At 67.6% G+C, this 13,854-nt stretch carries 15 protein-coding genes and 1 tRNA gene; 10 read left to right on the forward strand and 6 right to left on the reverse strand.

Translation table 11 applies throughout. From position 1 onward, the window contains the following. Window positions 1-164: 164 nt before the first annotated feature. Complete coding sequence (locus ACZ5CR_RS21180) at window positions 165-293, reverse strand: DLW-39 family protein (protein WP_003999697.1); 129 nt, start codon at window positions 291-293, stop codon at window positions 165-167. A gap of 338 nt (window positions 294-631) precedes the next feature. Between ACZ5CR_RS21180 and ACZ5CR_RS21185 the strand changes: the two genes are divergently transcribed. Further along, window positions 632-961, forward strand: coding sequence for a DUF6344 domain-containing protein (locus ACZ5CR_RS21185; RefSeq protein ID WP_389902720.1), 330 nt, complete (start codon window positions 632-634; stop codon window positions 959-961). A gap of 1,452 nt (window positions 962-2,413) precedes the next feature. Here ACZ5CR_RS21185 and ACZ5CR_RS21190 read toward each other — a convergent pair. Further along, on the reverse strand, window positions 2,414-3,079 hold the full coding sequence (locus tag ACZ5CR_RS21190) for a YdcF family protein (protein ID WP_468859630.1): 666 nt from the start codon (window positions 3,077-3,079) through the stop codon (window positions 2,414-2,416). Next, on the reverse strand, window positions 3,079-3,870 hold the full coding sequence (locus tag ACZ5CR_RS21195) for a GntR family transcriptional regulator (protein WP_468859632.1): 792 nt from the start codon (window positions 3,868-3,870) through the stop codon (window positions 3,079-3,081). Before ACZ5CR_RS21195 ends, ACZ5CR_RS21190 begins: the two co-directional genes overlap by 1 nt. Window positions 3,871-4,032: 162 nt before the next feature. On the opposite strand from ACZ5CR_RS21195, the gene ACZ5CR_RS21200 reads away from it, so the two are divergent. The 9 genes from ACZ5CR_RS21200 to ACZ5CR_RS21240 all read left to right on the forward strand — a co-directional run bounded on the left by ACZ5CR_RS21200 (window position 4,033) and on the right by ACZ5CR_RS21240 (window position 10,098). After that, the gene (locus ACZ5CR_RS21200) at window positions 4,033-4,362 is read left to right on the forward strand and encodes an SCO3933 family regulatory protein (RefSeq protein ID WP_468859634.1); all 330 of its coding nucleotides are present in this window, start codon (window positions 4,033-4,035) and stop codon (window positions 4,360-4,362) included. 2 nt (window positions 4,363-4,364) lie between these two features. Then, window positions 4,365-5,708: an FtsK/SpoIIIE domain-containing protein gene (locus ACZ5CR_RS21205; RefSeq protein ID WP_468859636.1), complete on the forward strand. Its 1,344-nt coding sequence runs from the start codon at window positions 4,365-4,367 to the stop codon at window positions 5,706-5,708. 85 nt (window positions 5,709-5,793) lie between these two features. Beyond that, the gene (locus ACZ5CR_RS21210; RefSeq protein ID WP_468859638.1) at window positions 5,794-6,477 is read left to right on the forward strand and encodes a DUF2637 domain-containing protein; all 684 of its coding nucleotides are present in this window, start codon (window positions 5,794-5,796) and stop codon (window positions 6,475-6,477) included. Between the two features lie 19 nt (window positions 6,478-6,496). Beyond that, on the forward strand, window positions 6,497-6,685 hold the full coding sequence (locus tag ACZ5CR_RS21215) for a mobile element transfer protein (protein ID WP_468859640.1): 189 nt from the start codon (window positions 6,497-6,499) through the stop codon (window positions 6,683-6,685). Window positions 6,686-6,699: 14 nt separating this feature from the next. Continuing rightward, window positions 6,700-7,080, forward strand: a complete 381-nt coding sequence (locus tag ACZ5CR_RS21220) for a hypothetical protein (RefSeq protein WP_468859641.1) — start codon at window positions 6,700-6,702, stop codon at window positions 7,078-7,080. A gap of 91 nt (window positions 7,081-7,171) precedes the next feature. Then, window positions 7,172-7,354: a hypothetical protein gene (locus tag ACZ5CR_RS21225; protein ID WP_468859643.1), complete on the forward strand. Its 183-nt coding sequence runs from the start codon at window positions 7,172-7,174 to the stop codon at window positions 7,352-7,354. Between the two features lie 7 nt (window positions 7,355-7,361). Next, window positions 7,362-8,756 carry a replication initiator protein RepSA gene (gene repSA / locus ACZ5CR_RS21230; protein ID WP_468859644.1) on the forward strand — a complete coding sequence of 465 codons (1,395 nt, stop codon included), beginning with the start codon at window positions 7,362-7,364 and terminating at the stop codon, window positions 8,754-8,756. After that, window positions 8,753-8,941 (forward strand): helix-turn-helix domain-containing protein, encoded by a 189-nt coding sequence (locus ACZ5CR_RS21235; protein WP_468859646.1) that lies wholly within the window; start codon window positions 8,753-8,755, stop codon window positions 8,939-8,941. Before repSA ends, ACZ5CR_RS21235 begins: the two co-directional genes overlap by 4 nt. After that, entirely contained in the window at window positions 8,941-10,098 is a 1,158-nt protein-coding gene (locus ACZ5CR_RS21240; protein ID WP_468859648.1) for a tyrosine-type recombinase/integrase, read from the forward strand. The genes ACZ5CR_RS21235 and ACZ5CR_RS21240 overlap by 1 nt, the downstream gene beginning before the upstream one ends. Before the next feature lie 55 nt (window positions 10,099-10,153). Here the strand turns inward: ACZ5CR_RS21240 and ACZ5CR_RS21245 are convergent. The 3 genes from ACZ5CR_RS21245 to gyrA all read right to left on the reverse strand — a co-directional run bounded on the left by ACZ5CR_RS21245 (window position 10,154) and on the right by gyrA (window position 13,847). Next, a tRNA-Ile gene (locus tag ACZ5CR_RS21245) sits at window positions 10,154-10,230 on the reverse strand. A gap of 281 nt (window positions 10,231-10,511) precedes the next feature. Beyond that, complete coding sequence (locus tag ACZ5CR_RS21250) at window positions 10,512-11,225, reverse strand: DUF3566 domain-containing protein (RefSeq protein WP_468859650.1); 714 nt, start codon at window positions 11,223-11,225, stop codon at window positions 10,512-10,514. Between the two features lie 18 nt (window positions 11,226-11,243). Next, a complete protein-coding gene (gyrA, locus tag ACZ5CR_RS21255) occupies window positions 11,244-13,847 on the reverse strand; it encodes a DNA gyrase subunit A (RefSeq protein ID WP_468859652.1) in 2,604 nt (867 codons plus the stop codon). Window positions 13,848-13,854 lie beyond the last annotated feature (7 nt).

Raw genomic sequence — 13,854 nt, forward strand, 5'->3', positions numbered from 1 at the left:
GGGAGGGAGAGGCCGGCGCACTGCCAGGGGGGGGGGGGGGGGGGGACCCCCCCCCCCCCCCCACCCGCCCCCCCCCCCCCCCCCCTCCCCCCCCCCCCCCCAGCCCCCCCCCCCCCCCCCCCCCCCCCCCCCCCCTGGCCCTGTGAAGAGACTGTTGTCTGTACTCACGAACCCGTGGGCACGGAGTCAGTCGCCTCCGTCCACAGATCCTGCTCGGCGCGATCCGCCTGGATCTGGCGGTACACGAGGAGCCCGCCGATGGCGGCCAGTGCGACCAGGAGAAGCTTCTTCACCGCGCGACCTCGTCTTTCTTGACGTAAGGGACCTCTTGGCGCCCGACTATACACACCGACCGATACCGATCGGTGACCTGGATCCACGCCAACTCCCGCCCCGAACACAGCAGTCGAATCGGGCATCGCCGCCCCTTTGGCGCCTCACGGCCCGCCGGGAGTTTCACCGCTCCTGACCTCACCTGGCCCCCTCCCAGGCCCCTCAGGAGCCTTTTACGGCCATCCGGGTGGTGTTCATCTGAACATCGACGCGCCATGAGCGTCGGTCCCCCACTCTCGGCTCGACATACACATCATGAGGAAAGTACGCAAATCGCCCAACCCGAAAGTGAGACGCCATGACCGGCACCAAGGCCATGAAGCTGTGGACCACGCTCATCACCGCCTTCCTCGCACTCTTCGCCACGCTTGGATTCACCACGACGGCAGCGGCGGCCACGCCGGTACAGCAGGCCACGGAAACGTGCAAGAGCGCGCCGACCATGACGGCACCACTGGCGGCCTACTGGGCAGCAGCGTACGAACGGTCCTTGCCGCCCACGATGAAGCAGCGCATCCGCGCCGAGGCGCACGGATCGTCCCCCAGCTGCCGCCACCTCCCCACTGACGACACGGAGACGGCCGTCGAGGCCGAGGCCCATCCGGGCGGGCTCGCCGCAGAGCCGTAGTCACGGCCCCGGCCGACTCGGCCACCGTCCCCAAGGGGCCTCTCAGACACGAAGAAGACCCCCAGCCGATACGGGCTGGGGGTCTTCTTCGTGTCTGTGGGGCTAACAGGATTTGAACCTGTGGCCTCATCCTTATCAGGTCGATCAATGGGGCTCCTCGACCTCGTCTAACCGCACGCCTGCCCCTGCTCGACGGCTGCCGAGGTTCGGCGTAGACCGACGTCGTCCGTCCGTGTTGGTGTCAGGTGCTGATGTCACGAGTCCGGGCCGTCTTGACAAGGCGCCCCCTGCCTCTCCCGAGGTATGCGTGTCCAGCTCCATCTGTTTTGGCACGAGAGCGACAACACGATTTCACTTCCAGCGACACTCGCTGTGGGCTGCTCAGAGGTGCTGTTCCCCTCCGGATGCCCGGCGAGCCACCACGACGAAGACATGTCGCTGACTTAGGCGGCCTGCTCGGTCGGGGGCCGTTCTTCCGTGAAGCTGTGACGCTGTCTCACGTCGGCCTGTGCCATTCAGCAGCAGGCCGGTAGCGGTCACATACTCCTCGACTGCTTTGAAGTAGATGGCTCCAGCGGGCTCGCTCACCTCTACTGGGCCGTGGAGCACTGCCACGTGCATAGCGTGGTCCAGGTCTTTGAGGGCCGCTTCGGCTGTGGCGATTTGGGCTGGCGCCTGCTCGGAGAGGTGTGAGGGCGGCCTCAACGTCCATATGTCGTCGAGCGCCATCCATGCTTGTGTCGCTGCGGTCAGAAACGTGGCGTAGGCAGTGCGACGCGCTTCTTCCCGAGCTGACGCGCGCTGGGAAGCACTCTGCTTCGCATGCAACCAGAGGGTGAAACCGCCGGTTAACGCAGCACCACAAAGAGTAGATCCGGCTGTGATGGCTGCGACTGCGACGGTGGCGTTCACGTCGGCAGTATCCCCTCGCGCCCCGTCCTCCACCCACCACTCACCCCAGCTCCCATCCCGTCCGCCGTCGACCCACACACCGTGGAGCGGGCGTGGTTCATGGCGTCCAGGTGGAGCGCGCCACTGTACGAACGACCTGGACGCCATGGGCCGCGTCTGCTCGGCTTTGCCTGGGGCGATGGTGGACGGGATGGGAGCCCCCAACGCTCGCCACGATGGGCCCGCAGTCGCGCACGGCGCCCCCTCCATCCCAGAGTCAGAGCGCCCCCGCCGGAGGCATGTCCTTGGCCAGGGCCGCCGTGGTTGCAGTGCTCGCCTTATGGCCCCGGGCCCTATCCGCGTGTGGGCGGGCGTCGGCGCAGCCGGGGCGGAGCGGGCCGAAGGCAGGAGCGGCGCCCCGAGCGGAGCCGGGAGCCCGCCCGGCGGAGCGGAGCGCAGCCGGGGCTTGATGAGGTAGAGAAACTCGTAACAGCTCTCAGGCCCTAAGGGCAGGTGGACTAGTTGCCGTCCGGGCCGGAAAGGTGGTGTTGGTAGCTGGCCTCAGGCTGATGGCCGGTCGGTGGCGAGGAGTCGGCTTGTGAAGCCTTCGGCGCATAGCCGCTCGTAGGCCTCAAGCACGTCATCCGGCACGGACTGGCTGATCATGAATCCCTGATCCGGGTAGATCAGCAATCGCTGAAGCGCGCCCACGAGCATGTCGATGACCAGACGGGCGTCCTGGATCGAATCGACGTACTCCGTGAACGTCATCGGGGTGGACGCGCTGACGACCTCGACTTCGGGCCACAGTTTCCGCGCCGTGGCGTATGCGCGCCTCTCTTCATACGGCTTGCTGATCAGAAGCACGGAGGACACATCCACTCCAGCTTCCTCGAGCACGGCCTTTGAGAAGTGAATGTTCTCGCCCGTATTGCGCGCACGGGGTTCTACAAGCACAGCTGAGCCGGGGACACCGAGTTCAAGGGCCCGTTCCCGGTAGTGGACGGCTTCGCCCCGCGGCATACGTTCTCGGGTCGTGGGGCTTGTGGCTCCGGTGAACACAAGCAGTGGAGCCAATCCGCGCTCGTACAGATCTACCGCCGCATCGGCCACGCCCAAGTCGTGACTACCCAAGCCGATCGCGACTGAGCAGGGTCGGAGGGCGTGGCCCATCTGGTGGTAGTCCCACAGGCGTCGTGCGTCAGCCCATGCCTGCGTCGAGATCATTACTGCTCCTTCTCGCCCTTCGCCGAGTCTGGAACCTTGAAGTCGTACTCCCAGGCGAAGCGCGAAGCCGCGTGTACACCAATGGCGAATTCGACCACTGTGCCAGAGGCCGTGTAAGTCGTCCGATGCAGCTCGACGACGGGTTCGCCTGCCGGTAGCTGCAACAGCTTCGCTTCGTCCGGTGTCGCAGCCCGAGCGAAGATCGCTTCCTTCATGTGGTCGATCTCGTACCCCGCGTCATACAGGACCCGGAATCCGCCGCCACGGCCCGCCGGTCCCGGCGTCGGGTCCACGATCCGAGTGCCCTCGACGTGCTCAGGCCGGTAGTAGCTGGTCAAGGTGTGAGTCGGCTGGTCGCCTTCCTTCACGAGACGCGCTCGGGCATACACCTGTGAGCCTTCGGGCAGCCCGTGTGCGGCTGCGACTGCGGGCGGAGCCTCGACGAGGCTGACCTTCTGGGTTTGCTCATTCCGCCGGTAGCTGCGCCCGGAGGCCACGCGGTCTGCGATGAACGCGACCTCATCGCCATCCCGCCACTTGGCCTTGTCGTACCGGGCAATGCCGAGTCGCTTGAGCGGGACTTGCTGCCGCACAACCGTTCCGTGCCCTCGGGACGAGGTCACAAGCCCCTCGGCCTCAAGGGCCTTGTACGCCGCGTGGACGGTCGACTTAGAGCCTTCGCCCGCTGCTACTAGCTCCCTGATCTGCGGAAGCTGCCTGCCCGGCGGGTAGTCACCTCTCTTGATCTGCTCAGTCAGCTTGTCCGCTAGCTCTCGCCACTTCGGCGCCATCTGACGACTCCTTTCTACGAGACCAGTCAAACACAGTCCTAGGACTGTTGACAGTCCCAGGACTGCGTGCCACAGTCTCCCTAAGTCGCTCGCAGTCCTAGGACAGCGGGTGCGGAGCCTCCCTTTGGGGCTGCTCCAACGAATCGACTCAGGGAGTACTTCATGCCGTCCTTCAAGATCGACGTTTCGACCGCTGTGGTGTTCGTGGCGACCGCGCCGACGCCCAAGGTCATCAACAAGCAGACCGGTGAGCGGGCCATGGACCGGGAGACCGGTGCGGCTCTGTCGACGGTGGGCCTGCTCATCTCGGATGAGGGGGAGGGCAACCTCTACCAGGTGACCGTGCCCGAGACGGGTATCCCGGAGAGCTTGACGCCGGGCATGCCGGTCTCGGTGATCGGTCTCAAGGCGCGTGACTGGGAGAACGAGTTCAACGGCCAGAAGCGCCACGGCATCTCGTTCCGCGCGGTCGCCATCACGGCGGGGTCCTGATCATGGAGAACCTGGGCGCCTGGTTGCTGCTTGCCGCAATCGCGGTGGTGGCCGGTGGGCTCGGCTTCACGAAGTTCCGCGCTCCGCGCGTGTACTGGTCGCTGGTCGGCCTGCCGCTCACCTGGGGCCGGTTCACCCTGACCTACCGCTCCACGATGGAGGTCTGTGGGCTCACGGTGCAGCCGTCGGGCTTCCGGGCGTTCATGACCCGCAACGTGGCCCGGCGGGAGGTTCGGCCGCAGCCTCCGAAGGTCCGCCGGGTGCGGCCCACCTCGACCGGGCTGCGGATCTCCCTGCGACTTCCCGCTGGTCTAGAACCGGCAGATGTGGCGGCGGCCTCCGAACGGCTGCGGCACGCCTGGGGAGTCCGCTCGGTGATCGTGCGGGAGACCCGTCCGGGCCTCGTGGAACTGCGGATGACCGGCTACGACGTGCTGGCCCGTGTGCGCATGCCGCGCTCGAAGTCTGAGGGGCCGATGGTCGTTCCGGTCGCGCTGCGCGAGGACGGCTCGGTGTTCGCCCGGGAGTACCGCAAGGTGCCGCACGCCCTGACGCTCGGCGCCAACCAGTCGGGCAAGTCGATGTATCAGCGCAACCTCGTCGCCGGTCTGGCCAGGCTGCCGGTGGGCCTGGTCGGCATCGACTGCAAGCGCGGGGTGGAACAGAGCCGATACGCCCCTCGCCTGTCGGCGCTGGCGACCACCCCGCAGGAGGCCGGGCAGCTGCTCGATGTGCTGGTTGCCGAGATGGAGGACCGCTTCGATCTGCTGGGCCTGCATGACGTCTCGGACCTGTGGGATCTGCCGGAAGATGTCCGGCCTGTGCCGCTGGTGGTCCTGGTCGACGAGGTCGCCGAACTGTTCCTCGTGGCCTCCAAGAAGGACGAGGCCGCCCGGGACCAGATGGTCATGCAGATGGTCCGGCTGGGACAGATGGCCCGCGCGATCGGCATCTACCTCGAGGTGTGCGGCCAGCGCTTCGGCTCCGAGCTGGGCAAGGGCGCCACGACGCTGCGCGCTCAGCTGACCGGCCGTGTCGTGCACCGGGTCAACGACAAGCAGACCGGTGAGATGGGTCTGGGCGACATCGCCCCCGAAGCGGTACAGGCCGTCACGACCATCGCGCCGGATCGCCCCGGGGTGGCGGTGGCCGGTGACTCCTCCGGCGGCTGGTCCCGTATCCGCACCCCCGCCATGACCTCCGCTGAGGCTGCGGCCACCTGCCGGGAGTTCGCGCACCTGACTCCCGAGCTGGCCTTTCTGGCCCCGTTCCGGCCGCTGGTGCGCCCCGAACCAACGCCGGAGCCTGCTCCGCCGCTGGTGAATCCTCGGCCGGTCACCGAGTAACAGTCCTCCCGCTTCCCGGTCGGCGTGACCGTCTCGCGCCACGTCCCTACCCGCCCCTGCTCGATTCCCTGAAGGAGGTGAGGACATGGTCCGCTCGATCCGTATGGATGCGGTGCTCGTGCAAGCCGTCATCGCCGGTGCGCTGTCCTTCTCCCACCTGCACGACCTGGCCGAAGCCGCCGGGCAGACCGGCTGGCAAGCCTGGGCCTATCCGATCAGCGTCGATCTGCTGCTGGTGGCGGCCTGGCGCCGACTGCGCGCCGCCCGGGGTGACCGTGCTGCCTGGACCTGGTTCGTGATCGCCCTGTTCGCCTCGCTCGGCGCCAACATCGCCACCGCCGGACTCCTCGACCTGGATGCCGTCCCGGCCTGGCTGCGCATCACGGTCGCTGGCTGGCCCGCGCTCGCCTTCCTGGGCGGCACGCTCCTGGTCCACACCCCCACCGACAGCGCCCCGGCTCCGGCACCGCATCCAACCGAGGAACCGGCCGCCGTCGACCTGCACCGCGCCAACCCTTCGCCCACGCTCGACGAGAGCCCCGATCTCCCCGAACCCGCTGAGCTCCCGGCCGCCGAACCGGCGCCACTCCCGGCGCCGAAGCCGGATGCGGTGAGCGTTCCGCCGGCACTTCTGGACCACGCCCGAAAGCTCGCCGACAACCACCGCGCGACCACCGGCACACCGCTCTCGGCCGCCAACCTTCGCGCTCAACTCGGTCTCCCCGCGCCCGTCGTCGATGAGATCGCCACGCACCTCCAACTCGCCTGACCCGAGAGGAGATCCACCCATGACCCGCCCGAACCGCTTCTACGACGTCCTTCGCATCGGACCCGTCAAGGTCGCCAGCTACAACAACGGACGCGGACGCACCAAGCACACCGCCGCCTGCACCGCCCCCAACTGCGGCTTCTCCACCGAGCACGGCGACCGTTCCGCTGCCGAACTCACCGCCCGCACCCACCGCTGCACGGCCTGACGAGGAGCCCAGCCATGCGACTGCCCGACGAACAGATCCGCGCCGGTCACATCCCCGCCGATCTCTACGAGCGGCTTCCGCCCGGCATCGACCCGCGATCGGTCGTGATCGTGCAGGAGGCTCCCCGCTCCTACAAGGGGCCGATCCTGCTGACCCTGGCCATCACCGCCGGATGCGCGGTCGTGCTGCTGGTGCTCGCCTTCGTCGTCCAGATCATCGCCGCATCGATCATCGCGGTCCTGTCCGCGAGCTGCGGTCTCAGCTACACGTTCAACCGCGCATCCAAGAGCGGCGGTTCATCCGGCCGCATCTCCAAGGGCCGCTCCCGCCCCGTGCGCGGGCGCCCTACGCGCTCTCGGCCCATCCGCTCGAAGAGCGCCTACCGCAAGTACTAGCGCCCCCCGGGGCGGCCTCGGTCGCCAAACTTCCGCCGCCCCGGACGGCTCATCCCTCCAGATCCAACGGACCCGAAAGGGAAGTCCCATCATGGCCCAGTTCGCTCCTGCCCGTCGTATCTGCCGCGACTGCGACGGCTTCGCCACCGTCGCCATCACCACCGGCACCCGCAACCTGGATGGCTCCCGCGTGACCCTTCAGGCCGACTGCCGCACCTGCAAGGGCGACGGTCACACCACCTCGGCCGCCGCCCTCGCCCGCGTTGGTCGGTGACCTGCTGATGAACGACACCGCCACCATGGCGGGCCTGGACCCGGCCACCCTCGCCGACGTGCTGAGGGTGGCCGGGTCCCCCGGCTTCGACCGTGTACAGGACCAGATCCGCCGCACCGGCGGCTGCTCCGACCCGATCCACCTCCAGGGCGCCACCGTCACCCGCGACCGCACCACCGGCCAGGCCCTCTACTCCTACTCAACCGACACCGAGCCCGGCGGCAGACTTCGGGTCGCCTGCGGAAATCGCCGTGCCTCGCGCTGCCCCTCCTGCGCCTGGACCTACGCCGGGGACACCTATCACCTGATCCGCGCCGGACTCGTCGGAGACCCGGCCAAGGGCACCCCGCCCACCGTGCGCGAACACCCCCGCGTCTTCGCCACCCTCACCGCTCCGTCGTTCGGACCGGTCCATAACCGGCCTGGAACCCGTGCCTGCCACTGCGGCACCCGGCACCCGGAAGACGCATCCGAGCTGGGCACCCCGCTCGACCCGGACACCTACGACTACGCGGGCTCGGTGCTGTGGAACAACCACGCCTCCGACCTGTGGCGCTACTTCACGATCTACCTGCGCCGCGAGATCGCTGCCCGCGCCGGACTCACGCAGAAAGCAGCCCGTGAACAGTCCCGGCTGTCCTTCGGCAAGGTCGCCGAGTACCAGAAGCGCGGCGCGATCCACTTCCATGCCGTCATCCGCTTCGACGGCCCCGAAGGCCCCGACACCCCGCCCCCGCACTGGGCCACCCTCGCGTTGCTGACCGACGCGATCCACGCTGCAGCTGCTCGCGTCCGCGTCGACCTCCCCGCCTCTGGCGAACACCGTGCCCGTGTCCTGTGCTGGGGTGACCGGCTCGACGTCCAGACGATCAAGGCGTTCGGGGACGGTACGGAGATCACCGAACAGGCCGTCGCCTCCTACGTGGCCAAGTACGCCACCAAAGCCGCCGAGACCACCGGCACGGTCGACCGCCGGATCGGCAACAAGGAAGCCCTCGTCCTCCTCGGCGTGCCCGACCACCCCCGGCGGCTCATCGAGGCCTGCCTCGACCTCCACCACGTCTACCCGGACCGCAAGCTCCGCGACTGGGCCCACATGCTCGGCTTCCGCGGCCACTTCTCCACCAAATCCCGCCGCTACTCCACCACCCTCGGCGCCCTCCGCCAGGTCCGCGCCGACTACCGCGCCGCACAACACCGCGCCGCCCTCGGCCTCCCCGACCCCGGCGACATCCCGGAGGAGACCACCCTCACCCTCGCCCACTGGACCTACGCCGGACACGGCCACACCCCCGGCGAATCCTGGCTCGCCGCCAACATCCGCCGAGACATCGAGCAGAACCGAGAACTCGCCCGCGAGGAGAAAACCACGCTCCTCGACATGGAAGGAGCCGTCACGTGACCACCGCCGTCCCCGAGCTGCTGACCGTGCCCGATGTCATGGCGCGACTCAAGGTAGGCCGGACCAAGGTCTACGACCTGATCCGCACGCACCGTCTGGTGTCCATCAAGGTCGACGGGTGCCGTCGTATCCCGGATCAGGCGGTCCGCGACTTCATCACCGGTCAGATCGGGGAGCCTGCCTGATGGCGAAGCGTCGGCCCAACGGCGGGGGCACGATCACCAAGCGGTCCGATGGCCGGTACCAGGGCGCTGCCTATGTGACTGACACGGACGGCAACCGGGTCCGTAAGTACGTGTACGGCCGGACGTGGGACGAAGCCAACGAGAAGCTCGGCAAGCTCCAGGACCAGGAGCGCAACGGTGTCCCCGTGCCGTCTCGCTCGTGGTCGCTCGGCGAGTGGCTGGCCTACTGGCTGGAGCACATCGTGAAGCCGGAGAAGGAGCACAACACGTACGTGAAGTACGAGTCGAAGGTACGGCTCTACCTCGCGCCCCACCTGGGCAAGAAGTCGATGGTCAAGCTCACCCCGGCGCAGCTCCGTGCGTTCATGGGTGCTCTCACGCGCGAGAAGGTCGGTGCGGCTACCCGCTTCGAGGTGCTGCGGACCCTCCGGAACGCGCTCAACCGCGCCGTGAAAGAGGAGCTGCTGACGCGCAACGTCGCGCTGCTGGTCGACATGCCCAAGGTCAGCAAGGACAAGGGCAAGGCGTGGAACGCCCCTGAGGCGATCACCTTCCTTCGGTCGTCGCGTGCCCACCGCTTCTACGCGGCCTGTGTCCTGGTGCTCGTCCTCGGGCTTCGCCGCAGCGAGGTCCTGGGCCTGCGCTGGCAAGACATCGACTTCGAGACCGGACAGTTCACGCCGACCAAGCAGGTACAGCGCGAGAAGGGCGTGGGCCTGGTCCTCAAAGACCTCAAGACCGAGTCCTCACAGGCGGTGCTGCCCCTGCCGGAGTTCTGCGCTCGTGCCCTGGAGGAGCGTCGTGCCCTGCAAGAGCTGGAACGGAAGATCGTCGGTGATGACTGGGGACAAGAGCCGGATCATGACGTGATCTTCTCGTCCGAGCGTGGTGGGCTGACGGACCCTGTCGGGTTCTCCCGGATGTTCAACGCCCTGGTGAAGCGGGCTGGAGTTCGCCGGATCACGGTGCGGCTCGCGCGGCACACCTGCGGCACCCTGCTCGCGTTCCTGAAGGTGCATCCCAAGGTCGCTCAGGCGATCCTGCGGCATAGCCAGATCAGCATGACCATGGACGTCTATACACACGTTGTGGGCGACGGTGAGCGGGAAGCTGTTTCGCTGCTCGCCGACCTGTTGGAAGATCCACTCATCGGCTGATGTCACCCGTGGATGTCAAAGACCCCCAGTCATGATCGACTGGGGGTCTTTTGGCTGGTGGGGCTAACAGGATTTGAACCTGTGGCCTCATCCTTATCAGGGATGCGCTCTAACCAACTGAGCTATAGCCCCGCCGCGCTGCGGTGTGTCCCGCGCGCTGACCTCTGAAGATTAGCGCACGTGCGGGCCAGTCCCAAAATCGATACCCCCGCAGGCACCGGACGGGCCCCGCGGGACCGGATCGGCCGGGAACACGCGGCCGTGAGGAGGGGCCGGGAAGCAGAACAGGGCCCCACCCTCTGCGGGCGGGACCCTGGGCTACGTAGACCTAAGGAAGCGAGCGAGCGAGCGAGAAGGCGGGGAAACTGGCAAACGGGGAAGAGCGGAAGAGCGGGAGCGAGCAGGAGTAAGTACTACTCGTCCTCGGCCAGCGTCAGCTCCACGCCGCCCACGAAGGCCGCGGAGAGGTTGTAGATGAAGGCACCGAGCGTAGCGAGCGCCGTGGCGAGGACCACGTCGATGACCGCGATGATCGTCGTGAACATCAGGACGCGCGGCAGCGACAGGAAGGACTGGAGGTCGAATCCGTTGGACTCGTTCGAGCCCGTCGCCTCCGAGATCGTGCCGCCCACCGTCGAGAAGACACCCATGGCGTCCATGACCATCCACAGCACGGAAGCCGCGACGATCGTGCAGATGCCGAGTGCGATGGAGAGCAGGAAGCTGACCTTCATCACCGACCACGGGTCGGCCTTGGCCACCCGCAGCCGCGCCTTGCGCGTACGGGGCGTCGTGCGTGCCCCGGTCCGCGGCCTGCGCACGGAACCCGTCTGGGACCCCTGCTGGTAGGCCTGCGGCGGGTGGTACGCCTGGCCCCCCTGCTGCTGGGGCTGCCGCTCTCCGGGCAGTGCGCCTGTAGCCCCCTGGGACCCTTGGGCGCCGCCTTCGTAGGACCCGCCGTACTGCGCTGACTGAGCCGACTGCGGCCCTCGGGTGTCGGTCACGGTTCCCCCCTGGGATCCACGGGACTCATGCGAGTCTTGAGAATCAGTGGCGGAGCCACGGGCACCGTCTGTACCGGCGGATTTGCCGGTTCCACTCGCTCCGGCGCCCGTGGCTCCACTCACGATGACTCTCTCCTCGCGCTACTCGGCCGTGGACTCCGTGCCCTCGTCCGTACCGACGACCGGCTCGCCGTCGGCCGATTCGTCGACGACGATGTCACCGTCGACTTCCTCTGCCTCGCGTCCGGCCTCGGCGTTACGAGCGATACCGACCACGGCATCGCGCTTGCCCAGGTTGATCAGTTGGACGCCCATGGTGTCACGGCCCGTCTCCCTGACCTCGTTGACTCGCGTACGAATCACACCGCCGCCCAGGGTGATGGCGAGGATCTCGTCGGTCTCCTCCGTCACCAGGGCGCCCACGAGTTCGCCGCGGTCCTCCACGATCTTGGCGGCCTTGATGCCGAGGCCGCCACGGCCCTGGACGCGGTACTCGTCGACGTTGGTGCGCTTGGCGTACCCACCGTCGGTTGCGGTGAAGACGAAAGTACCCGGCCTGACGACATTCATCGAGAGCAGTTCGTCGCCGCCGCGGAAACTCATGCCCTTGACGCCCGAGGTCGCGCGGCCCATGGGACGCAGCGCATCGTCCGTTGCGGTGAACCTGATCGACTGCGCCTTCTTGCTGATGAGCAGCAGATCGTCCTCGGACGAGACGAGTTCGGCGCCGATCAGCTCGTCGTCCTTGCCTTGGTCCGTCTCACGGAGGTTGATCGCGATGACGCCACCGGCGCGCGGCGAGTCGTAGTCCTTGAGCGGGGTCTTCTTCACGAGGCCGCCCTTGGTGGCGAGCACCAGGTAGGGCACCGCTTCGTAGTCACGGATCGCGAGGATCTCGGCGATCTTCTCGTCCGGCTGGAAGGCCAGCAGGTTCGCCACGTGCTGGCCGCGGGCGTCGCGTCCGGCATCCGGCAGCTCGTACGCCTTCGCGCGGTAGACCCGGCCCTTGTTGGTGAAGAACAGCAGCCAGTGGTGGGTCGTCGACACGAAGAAGTGGTCGACGATGTCGTCTTCCTTCAGCTTCGTACCGCGGACGCCCTTGCCGCCGCGCTTCTGGGAGCGGTAATCCACCGTCTTCGTGCGCTTGACGTAACCGCCACGCGTGATCGTGACGACGATGTCGTCCTCGGCGATCAGGTCCTCCATGGACATGTCGCCGTCGAAGGGCACGAGCGCCGAGCGACGGTCCTCGCCGAACTTGTCGACGATCGCCGCGAGCTCCTCGCTGATGATCTGGCGCTGCCGCTCGGGCGAGGCCAGGATCGCGTTGTACTCGTTGATCTTCGCCTGCAGTTCGTCGTGCTCGGCGACGATCTTCTGGCGCTCCAGGGCGGCCAGGCGGCGCAGCTGCATCTCGAGGATGGCGTTGGCCTGGATCTCGTCGATCGAGAGCAGGCCCATCAGGCCCTCACGCGCGACGTCGACCGTCTGGCTGGCCCGGATGAGCGCGATGACCTCGTCGATCGCGTCCAGGGCCTTCAGCAGGCCGCGCAGGATGTGCGCCCGCTCCTCGGCCTTGCGCAGCCGGTACTTCGTGCGCCGGACGATGACCTCGACCTGGTGCGTCACCCAGTGGCGGATGAACGCGTCCAGCGAGAGGGTGCGCGGCACGCCGTCGACCAGGGCCAGCATGTTGGCGCTGAAGTTCGACTGGAGGTCGGTGTGCTTGTAGAGGTTGTTCAGTACGACCTTGGCGACCGCGTCCCGCTTCAGGACGACGACGAGGCGCTGGCCCGTACGCGAGGACGTCTCGTCGCGGACGTCGGCGATGCCGCCGACCCTGCCGTCCTTGACCAGGTCGGCGATCTTCTGCGCGAGGTTGTCGGGGTTGGTCTGGTAGGGGAGCTCGGTGACCACCAGGCACTGGCGGTTCTGGATCTCCTCGACCGCGACGACCGCGCGCATCGTGATGGAGCCACGACCCGTGCGGTACGCCTCCTCGATGCCCTTGCGGCCCACTACCAGTGCGCCGGTCGGGAAATCGGGGCCCTTGATGCGCTCGATCAGCGCGTCGAGCAGCTCCTCGTGCGAGGCGTCCGGGTGCTCCAGAGCCCACTGCGCGCCCGCCGCGACCTCGCGGAGGTTGTGCGGCGGGATGTTGGTGGCCATGCCGACCGCGATGCCCGCCGAGCCGTTGATCAGCAGGTTCGGGAAGCGCGCCGGCAGGACCGTCGGCTCCTGGTTGCGGCCGTCGTAGTTGTCCGTGAAGTCGACGGTCTCCTCGTCGATGTCACGGACCATCTCCATGGCCAGCGGCGCCATCTTGCACTCGGTGTACCGCATGGCGGCCGCCGGGTCGTTGCCCGGAGAGCCGAAGTTGCCGTTGGAGTCCACAAGCGGCATCCGCATCGACCACGGCTGGGCCAGGCGGACCAGGGCGTCGTAGATCGAGGAGTCGCCGTGCGGGTGGTAGGTGCCCATGACGTCGCCGACGACGCGGGCGCACTTGTAGAAGCCCTTCTCGGGGCGGTATCCACCGTCGTACATCGCGTACAGGACGCGGCGGTGGACGGGCTTCAGACCGTCCCGTACGTCGGGCAGCGCACGCGACACGATGACGGACATCGCGTAGTCGAGGTATGAGCGCTGCATCTCCGTCTCGAGCCCGACGGGCTCGACACGCATGCCCACGCCGGGAACGGCGGGCTCCTCTTCGGGCATCACAGGGGTGTTCTCGTCGGCCATTGCTGGT

This window comes from Streptomyces sp. NPDC031274, assembly GCF_055570235.1.

Bases quoted from the DNA above. Each gene is read 5' to 3' on its own strand.
- ACZ5CR_RS21240 (WP_468859648.1), top strand. From the start codon at position 8,941: ATGGCGAAGCGTCGGCCCAACGGCGGGGGCACGATCACCAAGCGGTCC.
- repSA (WP_468859644.1), top strand. From the start codon at position 7,362: ATGAACGACACCGCCACCATGGCGGGCCTGGACCCGGCCACCCTCGCC.
- ACZ5CR_RS21220 (WP_468859641.1), top strand. From the start codon at position 6,700: ATGCGACTGCCCGACGAACAGATCCGCGCCGGTCACATCCCCGCCGAT.
- ACZ5CR_RS21195 (WP_468859632.1), bottom strand. From the start codon at position 3,870: ATGGCGCCGAAGTGGCGAGAGCTAGCGGACAAGCTGACTGAGCAGATC.
- ACZ5CR_RS21225 (WP_468859643.1), top strand. From the start codon at position 7,172: ATGGCCCAGTTCGCTCCTGCCCGTCGTATCTGCCGCGACTGCGACGGC.
- ACZ5CR_RS21205 (WP_468859636.1), top strand. From the start codon at position 4,365: ATGGAGAACCTGGGCGCCTGGTTGCTGCTTGCCGCAATCGCGGTGGTG.
- ACZ5CR_RS21215 (WP_468859640.1), top strand. From the start codon at position 6,497: ATGACCCGCCCGAACCGCTTCTACGACGTCCTTCGCATCGGACCCGTC.
- ACZ5CR_RS21210 (WP_468859638.1), top strand. From the start codon at position 5,794: ATGGTCCGCTCGATCCGTATGGATGCGGTGCTCGTGCAAGCCGTCATC.
- ACZ5CR_RS21190 (WP_468859630.1), bottom strand. From the start codon at position 3,079: ATGATCTCGACGCAGGCATGGGCTGACGCACGACGCCTGTGGGACTAC.
- gyrA (WP_468859652.1), bottom strand. From the start codon at position 13,847: ATGGCCGACGAGAACACCCCTGTGATGCCCGAAGAGGAGCCCGCCGTT.
- ACZ5CR_RS21185 (WP_389902720.1), top strand. From the start codon at position 632: ATGACCGGCACCAAGGCCATGAAGCTGTGGACCACGCTCATCACCGCC.
- ACZ5CR_RS21200 (WP_468859634.1), top strand. From the start codon at position 4,033: ATGCCGTCCTTCAAGATCGACGTTTCGACCGCTGTGGTGTTCGTGGCG.